14 protein-coding genes are annotated in these 14618 nt (G+C 74.5%); 3 read left to right on the top strand and 11 right to left on the bottom strand.

Annotated elements, in window-relative coordinates; all coding sequences use genetic code 11:
• Positions 1–90 precede the first annotated feature (90 nt).
• Positions 91–714 carry an NAD(P)-dependent oxidoreductase gene (locus ABWI07_RS40410; RefSeq protein ID WP_149257489.1) on the bottom strand — a complete coding sequence of 208 codons (624 nt, stop codon included), beginning with the start codon at positions 712–714 and terminating at the stop codon, positions 91–93.
• 89 nt (positions 715–803) lie between these two features.
• Here ABWI07_RS40410 and ABWI07_RS40405 point away from each other — a divergent pair, with 89 nt between their 5' ends.
• Both ABWI07_RS40405 and ABWI07_RS40400 read left to right on the top strand, forming a co-directional pair.
• Positions 804–1154 (top strand): winged helix-turn-helix transcriptional regulator, encoded by a 351-nt coding sequence (locus tag ABWI07_RS40405; RefSeq protein WP_235036564.1) that lies wholly within the window; start codon positions 804–806, stop codon positions 1152–1154.
• Positions 1155–1296: 142 nt separating this feature from the next.
• Complete coding sequence (locus tag ABWI07_RS40400) at positions 1297–2013, top strand: metal-dependent hydrolase (protein ID WP_353821759.1); 717 nt, start codon at positions 1297–1299, stop codon at positions 2011–2013.
• Here ABWI07_RS40400 and ABWI07_RS40395 read toward each other — a convergent pair whose 3' ends face one another.
• Genes ABWI07_RS40395 through ABWI07_RS40385 form a run of 3 tightly spaced genes read right to left on the bottom strand, consistent with a single transcriptional unit; the run spans position 2014 to position 4687 of the window.
• A complete protein-coding gene (locus ABWI07_RS40395; protein WP_149257491.1) occupies positions 2014–2556 on the bottom strand; it encodes a hypothetical protein in 543 nt (180 codons plus the stop codon).
• Positions 2553–4016 (bottom strand): ATP-binding protein, encoded by a 1464-nt coding sequence (locus ABWI07_RS40390; RefSeq protein ID WP_235036565.1) that lies wholly within the window; start codon positions 4014–4016, stop codon positions 2553–2555. Before ABWI07_RS40390 ends, ABWI07_RS40395 begins: the two co-directional genes overlap by 4 nt.
• On the bottom strand, positions 4013–4687 hold the full coding sequence (locus ABWI07_RS40385) for a response regulator (RefSeq protein WP_160160848.1): 675 nt from the start codon (positions 4685–4687) through the stop codon (positions 4013–4015). The genes ABWI07_RS40390 and ABWI07_RS40385 overlap by 4 nt, the downstream gene beginning before the upstream one ends.
• Before the next feature lie 101 nt (positions 4688–4788).
• Here ABWI07_RS40385 and ABWI07_RS40380 point away from each other — a divergent pair, with 101 nt between their 5' ends.
• On the top strand, positions 4789–6543 hold the full coding sequence (locus ABWI07_RS40380) for a hypothetical protein (protein WP_353821758.1): 1755 nt from the start codon (positions 4789–4791) through the stop codon (positions 6541–6543).
• Here the strand turns inward: ABWI07_RS40380 and ABWI07_RS40375 are convergent.
• The 7 genes from ABWI07_RS40375 to ABWI07_RS40345 all read right to left on the bottom strand — a co-directional run bounded on the left by ABWI07_RS40375 (position 6537) and on the right by ABWI07_RS40345 (position 14563).
• Entirely contained in the window at positions 6537–7634 is a 1098-nt protein-coding gene (locus tag ABWI07_RS40375) for a baeRF3 domain-containing protein (protein ID WP_353821757.1), read from the bottom strand. The genes ABWI07_RS40380 and ABWI07_RS40375 overlap by 7 nt on opposite strands.
• Before the next feature lie 126 nt (positions 7635–7760).
• Positions 7761–8696, bottom strand: coding sequence for a TIGR03621 family F420-dependent LLM class oxidoreductase (locus ABWI07_RS40370; protein WP_353821756.1), 936 nt, complete (start codon positions 8694–8696; stop codon positions 7761–7763).
• Between the two features lie 17 nt (positions 8697–8713).
• The gene (locus ABWI07_RS40365; protein ID WP_149257496.1) at positions 8714–9364 is read right to left on the bottom strand and encodes a response regulator transcription factor; all 651 of its coding nucleotides are present in this window, start codon (positions 9362–9364) and stop codon (positions 8714–8716) included.
• Positions 9361–10593: a sensor histidine kinase gene (locus ABWI07_RS40360; RefSeq protein WP_353821755.1), complete on the bottom strand. Its 1233-nt coding sequence runs from the start codon at positions 10591–10593 to the stop codon at positions 9361–9363. Before ABWI07_RS40360 ends, ABWI07_RS40365 begins: the two co-directional genes overlap by 4 nt.
• A 58-nt stretch (positions 10594–10651) precedes the next feature.
• Positions 10652–12721, bottom strand: coding sequence for a cytochrome c oxidase assembly protein (locus tag ABWI07_RS40355; protein ID WP_353821754.1), 2070 nt, complete (start codon positions 12719–12721; stop codon positions 10652–10654).
• The gene (locus ABWI07_RS40350) at positions 12714–13346 is read right to left on the bottom strand and encodes a copper resistance CopC family protein (protein ID WP_353821753.1); all 633 of its coding nucleotides are present in this window, start codon (positions 13344–13346) and stop codon (positions 12714–12716) included. Before ABWI07_RS40350 ends, ABWI07_RS40355 begins: the two co-directional genes overlap by 8 nt.
• A 113-nt stretch (positions 13347–13459) precedes the next feature.
• Entirely contained in the window at positions 13460–14563 is a 1104-nt protein-coding gene (locus ABWI07_RS40345) for a DUF5685 family protein (protein ID WP_353821752.1), read from the bottom strand.
• Positions 14564–14618 lie beyond the last annotated feature (55 nt).

Raw genomic sequence — 14618 nt, 5'->3', positions numbered from 1 at the left:
GGTCTTCTTGGTCGTTGATCCATCTACCGGAGACCTCACTCATCTCCAGACACGACATGCCGACCTGGGACAAGACTTCCTAAACACGGCCTAGTACGCCACGGTGATCCGGCGCTGGACGGCGTTGCCCTTCTCCAGCTCGTCGACCAGGGCGACGGCGTAGTCCTCGGCGCTGATGCGGCTGTCGCCGCCGGCGTCGGTGAGGAGCCGGTCGCCGCCCAGCCGGAACGTGCCCGTGCGCTCGCCGGGCGCGATGACCGCGGCAGGCGAGATGAACGTCCAGTCCAGGTCGCCTGCCTCCGTCCGGATGACGCCGAGCTGCGCGGCCGCGGCGAGCGCCTCGCTCTTGTAGAGGGCGGGGAACTCGGGGGTGTCCACCAGCCGCACCCCGGGCGCGGCCTCCAGGCTTCCCGCGCCGCCGACCACGACGAGGCGGCGGACGCCGGCCCGCCGCAGGGCGTCCAGGACGCCGCGGGTGACGGCCAGCAGGGGCCCCTCGGTCTCCGAACCGTCCCGGGGCGGCGGCACGCTCAGCACGACGGCGTCGTGCCCCTCGGCCAGCCGGGCGATCGCGGCGGCGTCGCCCGCCTCGGCCCGGGCCGTCCCCTCGTTCCCGCCGCGGGTGACACCGGTGACCTCGTGACCGCGGCCGCGGGCCTCGGCGGCGATCCGCCGGCCGACCATGCCGGTCGCGCCGATCAGCAGAATCCTCATCGATGACCTCCTCGAACGTCGTCGTCGCCGCCGAAGGTATCTATCAGATACTGGTCACTTCAACGTGCCATAGGTACCCTGTGGAAACTATGAAGGGCAACGCGTTCGACCCCGACTGCCCGACCCGGCTGATCCTGGACCGGATCGGCGACAAGTGGTCGGTCCTCGTCGTGCTCAGCCTGAGCGGCGGCCCCCGCCGGTTCACCGAGCTGCGCAACCTGATCGGCGGCGTCACGCCGAAGGTCCTCACCCAGACGCTCCGCGCCATGGAACGCGACGGCCTGCTCACCCGGACCGTCTTCGCCGAGGTGCCGCCGCGCGTCGAGTACGCCCTCACGCCGCTCGGCCACTCACTCCAAAAGCCCATCGGGGCCATTACCGAATGGGCCGAGGAGAACGTCGAGGCGGTCGTCTCCGCGCGGGAGCGGAACGCCGTCTGACGGCGGAACCGGCGGGTCCCTCCGCGCATCAAAGGGACGTGACGCCCCCTTCGGCGCGTCTTCGCCGAAAACGATCAGGAGCGGATTAGAGTCCCGCCCTGAGACGGGCGGCGATACGCGCTGGAAGGCGGGGGAACGGCACATGATGGGCAAGACGCATGCCCTGAGCGGCGCGCTGGCGTGGCTGGCCGCCGTCCCGATCATCGGGCAGGAGCGGCTGCTCGGCGAGCACGCGGTGGCGCTGTCGCCGGAGCAGGTCATGGCGGGCGCCGTGGTGTGCGCCGGCGCCGCGATCCTGCCGGACATCGACCACCACAACGGCCGGATCGCCAACACCTTCGGGCCGATCACGAACCACATGTGCAAGTGGATCGGGAAGCTGTCGGGCGGGCACCGGCACGCCACCCACTCGATCCTGTTCGCGGTCGGCATCGGCTGGGCGATGGACACCCTCGCCACCCACTACATCTGGGCCTGGTGGGCCTGCCTGTTCATGATCGTGGGCCTCGGGCTGCGCGGCGTCGGGCTCGACTTCGAGGGTGCGGAGCCGCAGTCGGCGCTGGCCGACTGCGCACTGGCCCTGATCGCCGTCTGGCTCATGCGCAACATCGACATGAGCTTCGTCGGGTTCGCGGTGACGCTCGGCTGCCTGGCCCACGTCGCCGGCGACTGCCTGACACCGCGGGGCTGTCCCGTTTTCTGGCCGCTGCCGTGGCGGGTCGAACTGCCTGTCATCCCGCGGACGGACGGCAAGGTGGAGCGATGGGTGGTGATGCCGGTCCTGGTCCTCGGCATCGCGATCCTGACCGTCCGGTCCGTGCTCGGCGACATCACCGCCCAGTGGCTGACGCGGGGCTGATCATCCGAGCATGTCGGAGAAATCCTCGCAGGTCAGGACCCTCCATTCGTTCCTGGTCGAGCTCAACGTGCTCCACAGGTTGACGTTCTGGATGCCCTGGATGGTCTGCCCGGTGCACGCGATCTGGGCCATGGCCGTCCGCGACCACCTCCTCGTCCCGGTCTTCCGGTCGGCCGGCCGGACGACCAGCTGGGCACGACGGCCCACCGGGGTGGACACGTCGTCGACCGAGTACGCGTCGAGCCGTTCGTGGACCTCGGTGCGCAGCCCCATCAGCCGCTCCCGTTCGGTCGGCGGCACGGTGAGCTGCTCGATGGCCAGGTTCGCCTGGCCGGGCAGCCCGGGCCTCGTCACCGGGACCAGCTTGCCGCCCCGCCCGGGCTCGCCGCCCCGCACGAGGTAGACGGTGATCGCGGCGGCGTGCGCCTGCGCCATCGGCGGATCTCCCGCGGCGATGATCCCGGTCGGCCGGATCCCGCAGCCGGCCACGGCGGCGCAGGACGCCGCCGCCAGGAGCGCCCGCACCCGGTGCCGTCGCCTCATGGGCCCTCGCCTCCTTCTCCGTCGGGCAGCCACAGGGTGAACACGGCGCCGCCCTCCGGCCCGTTGGCCGCCTCCAGGGTGCCCCCGTGCAGCAGGGCGTTCTCCTTCGCGATCGACAGGCCGAGTCCGCTGCCCTCGCTGCGCGAGCGCGCCGCCTCCGCCTTGACGAACCGGTCGAAGACCACGGAGACCACGTCGTCGGGGAGCCCGGGGCCGTGGTCGGCGACCACGACCCGGACGCCGCCGGCCTCCGGGTCCTCGGGCCGTCCGAAGCGCAGCGAGACCGGCGGGCGCCCGTGCTTGAGGGCGTTGCCGGCGAGGTTGGCGACGATGACGTCGAACCGCCGCGGGTCCAGCCGGACGAACAGGTCCGCGGGGCCCTCCACCGCCACCTCCTCCCGCCAGCCGCGCGCGTCCAGGGTGGCCGCGACCGCGTCGGCGACGTTGACGTCGTCCAGGACGAGGGCGGCGGCGCCCGCGTCGAACCGGCTGATCTCGATCAGGTGCTCGACGAGCTGGACGAGCCGCCGCGTCTCCTCCGCGACGAGCCGGACCGCGGCCCCGTCGCCGCCCTCCTCCGCCTCCTCGGCCAGCACGCCCGTCATGGCGATCATCGAGGTCAGCGGCGTGCGCAGCTCGTGGGAGACGTCGGCGACGAACCGGCGGGACGCGGCCTCCATCGCCCGCAGCTCCGTCACCGTCCGCTCCAGCGCCTGCGCGGTCCGGTTGAAGGTGACGGCGAGGTCGGCCAGCTCGTCGCGGCCCCGCACCCGCACGCGGGTTTCCAGCCTCCCCTCGCCGAGCGCGCGGGCGGCGGCGCCGAGGCGGCGCACCGGGCGCAGCACGCCCCCGGTGGCCAGCAGCGCGAGGCCGAGCGCGGCCGCCAGCGCCGCGGCGTCCGCGATCAGCAGGGTGCGGGTGAACAGCCCCAGGTCGGCGGCCTCCCGGCGCAGGCTCGCGGTGACGAACACCATCGGCGGCGTGGTCCGCGCCGGCTCGTCCACCGTGGTCTCGTAACCGGTGACGCGGGCGCCGACGAGCAGGTAGGGATCGCTGCCGAACGCCCTGTCGTGCTTCACGACGCGCTGGAACACCACCCCCCGCATCGCGCGCCGGGCGAACTCGCGGGTGACGACGACGTTCAGGCTGCCCGGGGGCGGAAGGGAGACGCCGCCGTCCAGGCGCAACGGCACCGCCACCGCCTCGCGTCCCGGGCCCGAGCCGAGCGCGTCCTTCAGGGCCGCGGCGACCAGGGGTTCCGCGTCGGGCGGCAGGTTGGGCGGGACCTGCTGGGCGAGGGCGGTGCGGACGTCGTTGAGCACCGCGTCCTGGGCGCGCTGCAGCATCACCCGCCGCAGGAGCACGTAGGAGATGCCGGAGGCGAGCACGGACGCCAGCAGCGCGACCGCGGTGAACGCGGCCGCGAGCCGCATCCGCAGCCCGAACCGGAGGCGCCTCACGGCGCCGTGAACCGGTAGCCGAAGCCCCGGACCGTCTCGATCAGCCGCGGCTCGGCCGGCTCGTCCTCGATCTTGGCGCGGACGCGCTGCACGCAGGCGTCCACGAGCCGCGAGTCGCCCGGGTAGGTGTGCTCCCACACCTCGGCCAGCAGGTGCTGGCGGGTGAGGGCCTGGCCGGGCCGCCGCGTCAGCTCCAGCAGGAGGCGCAGCTCGGTCGGGGTGAGGCGCAGGTCGGCGCCGTCCTTGGTGACCTTCAGCGAGGTCCGGTCGATGACGAGGTCGCCGTAGACGGACCGGTCCATGCGGGTCTGGTCGGCGCGGCGCAGGACCGCGCGGATACGGGCGTCCAGGACGCGGGGCTCGACGGGCTTCACCACGTAGTCGTCGGCGCCCGCCTCCAGGCCGAGGACGACGTCGAGGTCGTCGCCCCGCGCGGTCAGCAGGATGACCGGCAGCGGGTCCTCCCGGCGGATGCGGCGGCACACCTCGATCCCGTCGATGCCGGGCAGCATCACGTCCAGGATCGCGATCTCGGGACGCCGCGCCCGCAGCGCCTCCAGCCCGTCCTCGCCGGTGGCCCGGGACGTCACCCCGTGCCCCTGGCGGGTCAGCGCCAGCTCCAGCGCCGCCCGGGCGGACGGATCATCCTCGATGAACAGAATGCTCGCCACCCGCACATTATCGGCCGCTCTCGATCATCTGGCCGCTCGTGTCACGAGATCCGGACATCACCGGCACACGATCATGACAGCCCGCCGGAACCGTGGGGCGCATGACGCTCGCCCTGCTCCCGCCCCGCCGCCAGGGTTCCCGGCCGGCCGCCGAGGCGCCGACCGCCCCGCCGGACCGCACCCGGCGGTTCCCGCGCGCGCTGCCCTGGCTCCTCACGGCCGGCGTGCTCGCCCAGGCGGCCGTCCGCCTCTGGTTCGCCTGGGCGCGGACCGGCCCGGCCGCGAACCCGGACGAGACCGGCTACCTGCTCGCCGCCCGGCTGCTGGCCGGCGGGCCGGGCGGCGACCTGTCCGGCAACACCTTCTACCAGGGCGGGTACCCCGTCGTCCTCGCCCCCGCCTTCTGGTTCTCCCACGAGCCGGCGACGGTCTACACGACCGTCATGGCGATCAACGCGGTGCTGGGCGCGCTGCTGTTCCCGCTCGGGTACGCGGCGGCGCGCCGGTTCGGGCTCGCCCGCCGGTCCGCCCTGCCGCTCGCGTTCGCGGCGGCGCTGCTGCCCGCGACGACGTTCTTCGGCGCCTTCGCGCTCGCGGACGCCGTCCTGCCGACGCTCGTCCTGGCGTGGCTGCTGGCCCTGGACCGCTTCGTCCGCGGCGGCCGCGCCCTCGACGCCGCCCTCGCGAGCCTGGTCGCGTCCTGCACGGCGGCGGTGCACACCCGCGGGTCGGTCCTCCTCGCCGTCCACTGCGCCGCCCTGCTGGTCATGGCCCTGCCCGGACGCCGGAGGGTCCGCGCCGTGCTCGCCGGGGGCGCGGTCACGGTCGCCGGGTACGCGGCGGGCGCGGCGCTGAACGCGCACATCCGCGCCGAGCTGTATCCGCGCGGCACGCGGGACCTCGCCGGGATCCTGACGTCGCGGCTGACCACGGTCCCCGGGCAGGAGTGGGCGCTGTCGGGGGCGGCCGGGCAGCTCTGGTACCTGATCGTGTCCACCTGGGGGCTGGCCGGGGCCGGGCTGGTGGCCGTCGCGGCGGTCCTCGCGCGGCGGCGCGCGCCCGCGGCGGACAGGATCATGGCGGGCGTGCTGCTCGCCGCGACCTGCGGCATCGCCTACGCCTCCTCGGCCGCGCTGCCGGACGAACACCGGGTGGGCAACTTCGCCTACGGCCGCTACCTGGCGTGCGTGGCGCTGGTCTACGCGCTCGCCGGGGCCGCCGCCCTCCTGCGCCTCGCCACCGGCAGGGCGGTCGGACTGGCGGCGGCGTGCGCGCTGCTGCTGGGCGGATCCGGGCTCTGGGTCGCCGCCTACGCAGGCGAGCGGCTCCGCACCCACGTCTTCATCGGGTTCGACTTCCCCGAGGTCACGTTCCTGACCGCCGACCGGGGCGCGCTGCACCTGCGCGAGGCGACGCTCGCCGCGCTCGCCCTGCTCTGCGGTCTGCTCGTGGCGTCCAGGCTGAACAGGACGGCCTTGACGGCCGTCGCCCTCGCCGGCGTGAACCTCGCGGCGCTGGCGTTCGTCATGGGACCGCACGCGCGCCGCGTGCCGGCCGAGCCCCCGCTCGCCGGTCCGGCGTCCGGCGGGGTCGTCACGGACGCGTCGCTCAACTGGGCCGTCAGGACCGCCCTGATGTACCCCGTGTGGTGGACGCGCCTCGGCACCTTCGACGTCCGCGCCGGACGGCCGCCCGCGCCGGGCGTGTGCACGGTCGTCGTGCCCCTCCCGGACGGGACGGCGCCGGAGGCGTCCTGGCCCGCGCACCCGGCGGGCTGGCGGCCGCACGCCGGACGGTTCTGGTCGCTGGGCTGGGTGGGCTGGCACGACCCGTCCTGCGCGGGCCCGGCTCAGTAGCGCGTCACCAGCGCGATCCGGTCGTGGTCGATCAGGAAGCCGTCCGAGACGAAGGTGACCTCGCCCCCGTACTCCAGCACCGTCTCGATGACGTGGTCGACGGCGTCGTCGACCACGTCCGCGCCCTTGAGCACGCCGGGCATGCCGTCCACCGGGATCAGCTCGCCCCCGCTGCGCACGGCGGGCGCGTAGTAGCCGCGCTCGACGACCAGGTGCTCGCCGCGCCCCTCCTCGACCAGCTCCGTCACCTCGCAGAGCCCGCCCGCGTACCGCTGGATGCTGCGCGCCGCCTCCAGCTCCGACAGCACGCCGACCTCGCGGAGGTCCTCGTAGGCGGCGAGCGCGGGCCGGGCCGCCTCGGCGAGCGCGCTCGGCGCGACGCCCTCGAAGCTGCCGTCGACGCGGCCCGCCACGGTGACGTGCGGCCCGGCGACCTCGTCGAAGAGCGCCTGGTGCCGGGTGACGCCGGCGACGATCAGCGGGCGCCGGTCCCGCGCGAGGACGCGTTCGAGCGCGGACACCACGTCCCGCATGGCCTGCCGCCGGCGCTCGCCGTCACCGCCCTGGGCGGCCCGGCGGGCCAGCCGCCCGGCGCTCGCCTCGTCGATCGGCTCCGGCTCGACGGGGAACCCGCCGCGCGCGTGCTCGACCAGCTCCGTGCCGAGCCCGCTCCAGAGCCGCGTGCAGTGGTCCGACAGGGACAGCAGCCAGTAGCGCGGCGTGCGGGTGTAGTCGGCGACGAGGTCGCGGGTGGCGAACCCGGTGTCGACGACCACCCGCTCGTCCACGGGCTGGCCGATCGTGAACGCGTGGTGCTCGCCGCGCGGGGCGGCGAAGAGCACCAGCCCGTCGGACGCGTGCCGCGGATCGACCTCGCCCGCGGCGCGCTCCAGCCCCCGGACGACATGGTCGGCGGCGTCGGGCGCCACCTTGGGGTCGTCGTGGAGCCGGCGCCGGACCTCCCCCAGCAGGTTGCGCAGCCGGATGCGGTCCTCCCGGCCTTCCCGGGCGGAGCGGTGCGTCGGCATCAGCACCGACACCGCCGGATAGGGCCTCGGCTTGCGCAGCCCGGCCAGGGTAACGGCGTCCATGATCCCCCGATCGTCGCTCTTATTCCTTTCTGTCTCTTTTGTAGCTACCTGTAGGTAAATGAGGCGTAAGCCCTGTTCGAATTGCGGGCCGAGGACCGCCCGGCGCCCGTCCGGCCGCCGAGGGGCTCAGACCCGCTCGATCACCGGGCCGAGGACGTCCATGAAGGGCGAGTGCACCGTGATGTAGGAGAACCCGTACCGCTCGCGCCGCTCCCGGAGCTGCTCGGCGATCTGCGCCTCCGTCCCGAGCAGGACGAACGGGGTGTCGAGGATCTGCTCGACCGTCATGTACGGGACGCGCTCGGCGCGCATCCGCTCGGCCTCGGCCCGCCGGTCGGGGGTCACCTGCACATGCTGGACGAGCACGTTCCACTCGATCCGCGCCGCCCGGTCCCCGGCGTGCCGGCGGGCGAAGCGGACCCGCTCCTCCGCCTCCTCGGCGGTGCCGAACCGGAACGTCCCGGGCGGTTCGCCCTTCATCTGGTACGCGCCCGCGATCCCGACGATGTCGGCGTGCCGGGCGGCCGCCCGCAGGATCGTGTCGCCGGTGCCGCCGACCAGCAGCGGCGGGCCCGACCCGCCGAACCCGGTGCGCTGCACGGGCGCCAGTTCCGCCAGCCCGAAGAACTCGGCCACCGGCCGGTGCCGCGCGTAGTCGCCCCCGCCGAACAGCCGGCCCAGCTCCTCGATCAGCCCGGTCATCCGCTCCGCGCGGGCGCCGAACGGCTCCCACGGGATCCCGGCCGCGTCGAACTCCCACTTCATGTGCCCGGCGCCGAGCCCGAGCTCCACCCGCCCCCCGGTGAGCCGGTCGGCGGTGGCGACCTCCCGGGCGAGCAGGTGCGCGTTCCAGAACCCCGCGTTCAGCACGAGCGGGCCGACGCGCAGCCGCTCGGTCGCGTCCGCGGCGGCCACCATGGTCGGGAACGGGGCCGGGGCGCCGAGGTGGTCGGGCACGAGCGCGACGTCGTAGCCGTACCGCTCGCCGCGGCGGCACCGCTCGGCGAAGTCCTCCCGGGAGACGATGTCGAAGACGTTGAACCCGAAGCGGAAGTCCCTCATGCGGTCACCCTGCCACCTCACCCGGGCGTGATGAAGCCCGTCTCGTAGGCGAAGATCACCGCCTGCGTCCGGTCGCGGGCCTGCGTCTTCGCGAGGATGTTCCCGACGTGCGTCTTCACCGTCTGCGGGCTCACGAAGAGCTCCTCGGCGATCTCCGCGTTCGAGTAGCCCTTGGCCATCAGCCGCAGCACGTCCCCCTCCCGGCCGGTCAGCCGGCCGTGCCAGTCCGCGCCCCCGGCGCCGGACGGCCCGTGCCGCCCGGCCAGCTCCCGGATCGCCGCCGGGAACAGCAGGCTGTCGCCGTGCGCGACCATCCGGATCGCCTGCAGGATCTCCTCCGGGCGCGTCCGCTTGAGCAGGAAGCCGTTGGCGCCGGCCTTCAGCGCGTCGTAGACGTACTCGTCGTTCTCGAACGTGGTGACGACGATGATCCGCGGGGGCTCCGGCACGGTGGCCAGGAGGTGCCGGGTCGCCTGGATGCCGTCGAGCCGGGGCATCCGCACGTCCATCAGGACGACGTCCGGGCGCAGCCGGCGCACCTCGCCCGGCACCTCCGACCCGTCGGAGGCCTCGCCGACGACGGCGAGATCGTCCTCGGCGTCGATGATGGCGGCCAGCCCCGCCCGGATCAGCCGCTCGTCGTCGACCAGCAGAACCTTGATCGTCATGCCCCGGACCTTAGCGGCAGGGAGACGCGCAGGCGCCAGCGGTCGCCGTCGGCCCCCGCGCACATCTCGCCGCGCAGCACGGTGACGCGCTCGCGGACGCCGCCGAGGCCGCGGCCGCCGCCGTGGCCCGCGCCCTCGCCTCGGGTCGCGCCGAGCGGATTGGTCATCTCGACCTCCAGCCGTTCTCCGTCGGTGCCGAGCCGGAGCCGCACCGGTACCTTCCCCGCGTGCCGGAGCGCGTTCGTCAGGCCCTCCTGGACGATCCGGTACGCCTCCCGCGACACCGCGGCCGGGACGTGCTCCACCTCCGGGTCCACCTCCGCGTCCAGCGCCACGCCCGCGATCCGCGTCTGCTCCAGCAGCCGGCCGAGGTCCTTCAGCGTGGCCTGCGGGGCCGGGCGGGACCGGTCGTCGCGCAGCAGGCCGAGGACGTGGTCGAGGTCCTCCAGCGCGGCCCGGGCCGACTCCTCGATCGCGGCGAGCGCCTCGCGCGCGAACCCCGGGTCGCTGTCGAGCACCCGCCCGGCCGCGCCGGCCTGGAGGGTCACCACGCTGAGCGCGTGCCCCACCGAGTCGTGCAGCTCCCTGGCCAGCCGGTTGCGCTCGGCGAGCTTGACGGCCTCGGCCCGCATGTCCGCCAGCCGCTCGGCGGCGGACGGCCCGAGGAACACCGGCGCCAGCCGGGCCAGCAGCGCGCCCGCCCCGACGATCAGCGCCAGCAGCAGGGCCAGCGACGCCACCCCGATCGGCGGCGCGGGCCACTGGTGCCAGGCGCTCTGCCATCCCCAGGACTCCAGGAACCGGGTGTCCCAGCTCACCGCCGGCGCGAGGACCATCACGACGGCGGCCGGCGGAAGGGCCAGGCTCAGCCCGCTGACCACCACTCCCGTGCCGAGGTGCAGGGTGAACCACGCGGCGGCCCGGGCGCGGCTCTCCCAGGAGACCGCCGAGCCGGGCACGAGCGCCGCGGCCGGGCCCCTGAGGAGTTCCTTGGCGAGGGAGCTCTCCAGCAGCCGCACCGTCGGCACGAGCCCGGTGACGAACGTCGCCGCGGCCGGCATGAAGACCAGCATCAGCACGGCCTTGAACAGGCCGTTGCCCATCGGCAGCAGCGGGATCAGGCTGATCGCGAGGAACCAGTACGGCATCAGCAGCGCGCCGCCCACGACGAGGTGGGACCAGCGCCGCCAGGTCACCGGCTCGATCAGCGGGCGGAGCACACGGAGCACGGCTCGATCCTCGCAGAACGGGCGGTCGGGCCCCTCCCCCGCACGGGGGAGCGCACGCTCACGCCCGGTCCTGTTGCTCCGCGGCGCCCTGCTGCTCGGCGGCGCCCTGCGGCCCGGCGGCGCGGTCGCGCTCGGCGAGCTTCGCGAGGCGGGCGTTGTAGGCGGCGAGCTCGTCGTCCTCGGGCCGCCCGCCGGCCTTCGCCGCCCGGTCGGCCTTGCGGTCCATGCGCCGCGCCTGCCGCTGGTCGTGGACGTACCACTGGAACGCCAGCACGATCAGGACGAGGAACGTCGGGACCTCGCCGAAGCCCCACGCGATGGCGCCGCCGGTGTGCTGGTCGTGCAGGATCGTGGTGCCCCACGGCGGATCGACGGAGGTGTACCAGCCGCGGGCGAGCGCCTGGCTCATGTTCATCAGGGCGATGCCGAAGAAGGCGTGGAACGGCATCGTGACGAACAGCAGCAGGAGGCGGGCGGGGTAGGGCAGCTTCCGCGGCGCCGGGTCGACGCCGAGCAGCACCCAGAAGAACAGGGAGCCGCTGGCCAGGAAGTGGACCATCATCGCGATGTGGCCGAGATGGTTGCGCATCGCGGCCTCGAACAGCGGCGTGAAGTACAGCGCGAACGTGCTCACCACGAAGACGAGCGTCGCGACCGCGGGATGGGCGACGACCGCGAGGTACCGGCTGTGCAGCACGGCGGTCAGCCACTCGCGCGGCCCGCGGTCGCCGCGCAGCCGGGCGGGCTTGAGCGCCCGCAGCGCCAGCGTCACCGGTGCGCCGATGACCAGGAAGATCGGCGTCAGCATGTTGAGCACCATGTGCTGCGCCATGTGGACGCTGAACAGGATCGGCGCGTACCGGGCGATGCCGGTCTGGGTGACGGCGAGGATCGTCACGAGCCCGATGAGCCAGGAGGCGGTGCGGCCGAGGGGCCAGGAGTCGCCGCGCCGCCGCAGCCGGACCACGGCGGCGAGGTAGAGAGCGCCGAGCACGGCGACGAGGGCGGCGAAGAACAGGTCGAACTGGCCGAGCGTCAGCAGCCGCAGCGGGGTGACCTGCGGCGGCATGTCGTAGCCGAGCAGCGACTTGACCGCGGACTCCGGCTCGGCCGGCGGGGGCGGCGCGGTCCGGGCCAGCGCGACGGCGAGGCCCATGGTGGCGGCCATCACGGCCGCCTCGACGGAGGCGAACCGGGCGAACGCCCCCGGCCTGCCGCCGGCCACCGCGGGCAGCGTCCGCGTCCGGTGCCACCAGCCGAACCAGCCGAGCAGGCAGAACGCGATGATCTTGCCGAGCGCGAGCCGCCCGTAGTCGGTCTCGACCATCTCCCGCGGGTCGGGCAGCCGGGCGATCACGTTCACCAGGCCGCTGGCGCCGACGATGACGTAGCACCACAGGGCCATCCGGCTGAACCGGTCGGTGACCAGCGCCAGCCGGTCGCGGCGCAGCAGCGCGTGGACGCAGGCGATCGCGAGCCCGCCGACCCACGGGGCGACCGCGGCGACGTGCAGGGCGACGCCCGTCGTCGCGGTGGAGTGGTTGGCGGCCGAGGCCGAGTGCCCGGTGAGCGGCGCGGGCAGCAGCGCGATCCCGGCCATGGCGAGCAGCCCGAACGCGGCGGCGGGCGTGGTGGTGGTGCGCGCCAGCAGCGCGACCACGACCGCGAGGAGCACCACGATCATGAGGGCGGTGCCCTGCGGCAGCGAGCCGACGTAACTGCTCAGCTCGCTGCCGGTGAGGACGTCGCCGACCGGCTGGCCCAGCACGTCCGCGACGGTGAACACCAGCGTGGCCGCCGCGGCGGCGGCCCAGGCGGCGGCGATCCAGGAGGCGGCGCCCAGGTAGCCGAGGGCGTCCTTCGACAGCCGCGGCGCGGCGCGGCCGCCCTCGACGGGCAGGAACGCGGCCGCGGCCAGCAGGGCGCCGACGGTCAGCGCGGACAGCAGGTCCATCGCCATCCGGGAGACCGGCAGCCCCCACCGGGTGAGCGCGCCCGCGTCGCCGAGGCCGGGGATGACCTTCTCGGTGACCGAGCCGCCGAGGACGAGCCCGGCCACCAGCAGGACGGCGGACGCGGCCAGGGCGGCCGCCCCCGCCCGCCAGACGGCCAGGCTGCCCTTACTCACCGCCGGTTGCCGCCTGGTGCTTGCGCTTGGCGCGGAACACGATGAGCACCCCGATGCCGACGCCCACGAGCAGGCCCGCGATGATCAGCACCCACAGGAGCATCCCGGAGCCGGAGTCCTTCTCGGCGGCCTGCTCCTGGTCGATCTTGAGCGGCTGCTCGTCGGTGTTGGCGGCCGGGCCCGTCTGCTCCTCGGCGCCGACCCCGCCCGCCGACGGCCCGGGCGAGGCGGCCGCCCCGCCGCCGCCGGTGACGCTGAACGCCAGGTCGTCGCCCTCGATCGGGTGCCCGTCCTCGCCCACGACCCGGTAGGCGACCGTGTAGGAGCCGGCGGGCAGCGGGCCGGTCAGCTTCTGCGTGACCTTGGTCCCGGCGCGCTCGGCCGCGCCCGCCTGGAACTCCTTCTTCTGCCCGTCGCTGACGACGACCTTCGCCACGCTGATCTTGTCGCTGAAGACCAGCGTGACCTCGGTGACCGAGTCCGCCGCCTTGCCCTTCTCGGGCGTGCTGCCGACCAGCTTCGTGTGCGCCAGCGCGGGCGGCGCGCTGAGGGCGCCGAAGGCGAGGGCGGCGGCGGCGATCAGGCCGAGGCGGCGCAGGGGGCGGCGGGACGTGAACATGTTCATGGATGGCCGGGTTCTCTAGTGAGTCGAAGGGCTCCGTCTACCCTACTGAGCCCGCCACCATGGCACGTCCCGGGTCGCGCGATGGCGCGATCGGGGAGAACGGCACCGATCGGTTACCCGCAGTCGCAGCAGTCGCAATCGCAGCAGTCGCAGTCACAGCAGTCGCAGCAGCCGGAGCAGTCGCAGCCGGAGCAGTCGCAGCCGTCGGCGTGCCGGCTGCACCAGCAGCGGTCGCAGAACGATTCGCCGTGGTGCTCGCTCCACTCGGGCTGGAAGATCCCGCAGGTCGCGCAGACCAGCGCCCCGGTGAAGCACGGGATCGGCAGCCCGGGCCGCGGGGGGCGCGGCCCCTTCGACAGGTCGACGGGGGCGGCGAAGGCGCGCTCGACCGAGCGGCCCGCCTCGCGGTCCAGCAGGGCCCGGACGAGACGCGGCCGCTCCAGCTCCAGGTCGGCGAGCGCGAGCCGCAGGCCGTGCAGCGCGTCGTCGGCGTGCCGGCGGGCCTCCTCGGGGGTGGTGCCGGTGGCGAGGAGCGGGTTGTACGCGCCCGCCTCCTCGTCGGCGGCGAGGTCCTCGACGGCGTCGATCAGGTGCGCCAGGCGCCCGAAGAAGCGGCCCGCCTCGGCGAGCGTCTCGGCGTTGGCCTCCTTGCCCGCGAGGACGGCCGTGTGCGCGAACACGGCGGCGACGGCGGTCTCGGTGGGCTCGGTCAGGTCGAGCAGCCCGAGGCCGGGCGCCGCCTCCAGGACCGGCTGCCGGGCGACGGCGTCGCGCAGCACCGCCGGGTCGAACCCGACGGCGGCGCCCGTGCGCCCGCCTGCGGCGTCCCACCTGTCGGCCATCCGCCCGGCCGCGGCGGCGACGAGCCGCCGCGCGTAGGGCCCGTCGCCGTCGGCCACGTGGTCGCGGGTCTTGCCCGCGGCGAGCAGGAGGGACGCGGCCGCGGCGAGTTGCGCGCCCTGCGCCCGCGCGGTGACGACCTCGGCGGTCTTCATCCCCCGCAGCGCGCACGGCCCCGCCTTGCGGCGCGGCGACAGCTCCGGGGACTGCGCCTCCACCAGCACCGAGACGAGCAGCCCGTCGTAGTTGGTGACGAGCCGCGCGGCCTGGCCGTGCTCGGCCCGCAGCGTCAGGCACAGCCCGCACAGGTGGGCCATCCAGTCCTTGAACAGCGACCCGCACAGCACATGACGGCACGGACGTACAACACCGAACACGAGCAACTCCCCCATCTCAGGCCAACCGCAGCATTATTCATTGACGCGGCGGCGC

The organism is Actinomadura sp. NPDC000600 (assembly GCF_040492135.1).
GTDB lineage: Bacteria > Actinomycetota > Actinomycetes > Streptosporangiales > Streptosporangiaceae > Spirillospora.
Note: the sequence above shows the minus strand (reverse complement) of the source record. Positions and strands in the feature narration are given on the sequence as shown.

Excerpts from the sequence above, each read along its gene's own strand:
- ABWI07_RS40370 (WP_353821756.1), bottom strand. The coding sequence starts at position 8,696 with ATGAGGGACTTCCGCTTCGGGTTCAACGTCTTCGACATCGTCTCCCGG.
- ABWI07_RS40380 (WP_353821758.1), top strand. The coding sequence starts at position 4,789 with ATGACGCTCGCCCTGCTCCCGCCCCGCCGCCAGGGTTCCCGGCCGGCC.
- ABWI07_RS40350 (WP_353821753.1), bottom strand. The coding sequence starts at position 13,346 with ATGAACATGTTCACGTCCCGCCGCCCCCTGCGCCGCCTCGGCCTGATC.
- ABWI07_RS40375 (WP_353821757.1), bottom strand. The coding sequence starts at position 7,634 with ATGGACGCCGTTACCCTGGCCGGGCTGCGCAAGCCGAGGCCCTATCCG.
- ABWI07_RS40365 (WP_149257496.1), bottom strand. The coding sequence starts at position 9,364 with ATGACGATCAAGGTTCTGCTGGTCGACGACGAGCGGCTGATCCGGGCG.
- ABWI07_RS40405 (WP_235036564.1), top strand. The coding sequence starts at position 804 with ATGAAGGGCAACGCGTTCGACCCCGACTGCCCGACCCGGCTGATCCTG.
- ABWI07_RS40395 (WP_149257491.1), bottom strand. The coding sequence starts at position 2,556 with ATGAGGCGACGGCACCGGGTGCGGGCGCTCCTGGCGGCGGCGTCCTGC.
- ABWI07_RS40400 (WP_353821759.1), top strand. The coding sequence starts at position 1,297 with ATGATGGGCAAGACGCATGCCCTGAGCGGCGCGCTGGCGTGGCTGGCC.
- ABWI07_RS40410 (WP_149257489.1), bottom strand. The coding sequence starts at position 714 with ATGAGGATTCTGCTGATCGGCGCGACCGGCATGGTCGGCCGGCGGATC.